Raw genomic sequence first — 2,792 nt, forward strand, 5'->3', positions numbered from 1 at the left:
CGGTCGAGGGCTGGGAGGATTGGCCGGGCAACAAGCTCTTGCTGGTCGGGCCGGAGGGGTCTGGCAAGACGCATCTTCTGCAGATCTGGGCCACGATGGCGGGGGCGGTGATCCTGCCCGCAGCCGAGCTTGGCACGACCGACCTCAGCGCCTTCGCGGGCCAGCGGGTGGCGGTGGAGGATGCCGACCGCATCGGCAGGGCCGAGGCGGCGCTCTTTCATCTGCACAATCTGGTGACCGGGTCCGGCGCGCTTCTCCTGACCGCCGCCACGCCGCCGCGCGACTGGGGCCTCAGCCTCCCGGACCTCGCCAGCCGGATGCAGGCCACCGCGATCGCCCGGCTGGAGGCACCGGACGATGCGCTTCTCTCGGCCGTGCTGATCAAGCTTTTCGCCGACCGCCAGATCGCGGTGCCGGCGAACCTGATCCCCTACCTCGTAAGCCGCATGCCCCGCTCCATCGGCGCCGCCCGTGCGCTGGTCATGGGCCTGGATGCCCGCGCGCTGGCACTGGGGCGGCCAGTGACCCGGGCGCTGGCTGCCGAGGTGCTGGAGGCGGAGTAAGCCGAGGCCGGGCCGGAGCAACCAACGTCCACCGCAACCGCACAGCGATTTCTTCGAAGAAATCGCACCGGAGCCTTCAAAGGCTCCGTTCCGGAACTTTCGAAAATTCCGGCGCGACTGGACAGACCCCCCGCCGGGTGAAACACTGTCACGGAAACTTTGTAATTTGCACGGCATAACCCTGTCATGACCCAAGCCGATTTCCTCAAGTCCCCCTTCCCCACCCCGGTGGAGCTGCCCTTTGCGGAAACCGCCGGGCCGGGGCGGTTCTTCAACCGGGAACTCAGCTGGCTCGCGTTCAACTGGCGGGTGCTGGAAGAGGCGGCGAACCCTGCGGTCCCCCTGCTGGAACGCCTCCGCTTCCTGTCGATCAGCGCCACCAACCTTGACGAATTCTACACCGTCCGCGTGGCAGGCCTGCGCGCGCTGGTCAGGACCGGCAATGCCAGCCTGTCCGAAGACGGTCGCAGCCCCGCCGAACAGCTGGACCTGATCAACGCCGACGCACGCGAGCTGATGCAGACCCAGCAGAGCACCTTCAACCGCCTCCGCAAGGAACTTGAAGCCGAAGGCATCAGCATTGCCACCCGGTCGAAGCTGACCGCGCGCGATCTGAAACACCTTGAGGCGCATTTCCTCAACAACGTCTTCCCGGTGCTGTCGCCCCTGGCCATCGACCCGGCACACCCGTTCCCGTTCATCCCCAACACCGGCTTCAGCCTCGCCCTTGAACTGGAACGCAAGACCGACCAACGCACGCTGAAGGCGCTGCTTCCGATCCCGCAGCAGATCGCCCGCTTTGTCCCCCTCCCCGGCAAACCCGGCGAGTACCGCTTCCTGCCCTTGGAAGAGCTTCTCCTCCTGCATCTCAACATGCTCTTCCCCGGCTACGCCGATCAGGGCCACTGCATGTTCCGGGTCCTCCGCGACAGCGACCTCGAGGTCGAGGACGAGGCCGAAGATCTGGTCCGCGAATTCGAGACCGCGCTGAAACGCCGTCGCCGGGGCGAGGTGATCCGCCTGAAACTGTCCTCGGGCGCGCCGGAAACCCTGCGGGCGCTGATCATGGAAGAGTTGGCCGTCGCCGAGGACGAGGTGGTGGAGGTCAAGGGCCTGCTGGGCGTCGCAGACCTGAAGGAACTGATCCTGTCCGCCCGCAAGGATCTGATGTGGCCGCCCTTTTCGCCGCGTGTGCCAGAACGGCTGCAGGATCACGACGGTGACATGTTCGCCGCGATCCGGCAGAAGGACATGCTCTTGCAGCACCCGTATGAGACCTTCGATCTGGTGATCCGCTATCTGGAACAGGCGGCCCGCGATCCGAATGTGCTGGCGATCAAGCAGACGCTCTACCGCACCTCATGGGACAGCCCGATCGTCTCGGCGCTCTGCGAGGCGGCAGAGGCGGGGAAGTCGGTGACCGCACTTGTCGAACTGAAGGCGCGGTTCGACGAGGCCGCGAACATCCGCCAGTCCCGCCGTCTGGAACGGGCGGGCGCGCATGTCGTTTACGGGTTCGTGCAGTACAAGACCCATGCCAAGATCAGCACCGTGGTGCGGCGCGAAGGCGATCATCTGGTGACCTACACCCACTACGGCACCGGCAACTACCACCCGATCACTGCCCGCATCTACACCGACCTCAGCTTCTTCACCTGTGACGCAGCCTTGGGCCGCGACGCGACGAAGGTCTTCAACTACCTCTCCGGCTACGTGCAGCCCGAGGGGCTGGAAAACCTCGCCATCTCGCCCATCACCCTGAAACCCCGGCTTCTGGAGATGATCGCGGCCGAGGCCGACCATGCCCGCGCCGGACGGCCCGCCGAAATCTGGGCCAAGATCAACTCGCTGATCGAACCCGACGTGATCGACGCGCTTTATGCGGCATCCCAGGCCGGGGTGAAGATCAGCCTCGTCGTGCGCGGCATCTGCGGGGTCCGTCCCGGCGTGAAGGGCCTGTCGGAAAACATCCGCGTCAAATCCATCGTCGGGCGGTTCCTCGAACATTCCCGCATCGTCTGTTTCGGCAACGGCTACGGGCTGCCGTCGAAAAAGGCGCGCGTGTTCTTCTCCTCTGCCGACTGGATGGGCCGTAACCTGAACCGTCGGGTGGAAACCCTGGTCGAAGCGCTGAACATTACCGTCAAAACCCAGATCGTCGGCCAGATCATGGCCGCCAACCTCGCCGACGAGGCGCAGAGCTGGGTTCTGGCGGCCGATGGCACCTAC

Annotated in this window: 2 protein-coding genes; both read left to right on the forward strand. The window is 65.4% G+C overall.

The annotated features are described in order from the left end of the window. Window positions 1-563: chromosomal replication initiator DnaA (locus tag ACRCSW_RS01285; protein WP_438702189.1), on the forward strand; the 563-nt coding region annotated here is incomplete at its 5' end. A 186-nt stretch (window positions 564-749) separates the two neighbouring features. Further along, on the forward strand, window positions 750-2,792 hold a 2,043-nt coding region (locus tag ACRCSW_RS01290), incomplete at its 3' end, for an RNA degradosome polyphosphate kinase (RefSeq protein WP_438702190.1).

The sequence above is a fragment of the Tabrizicola sp. genome, assembly GCF_051645465.1.
In the GTDB taxonomy this organism is placed as follows: domain Bacteria; phylum Pseudomonadota; class Alphaproteobacteria; order Rhodobacterales; family Rhodobacteraceae; genus Tabrizicola.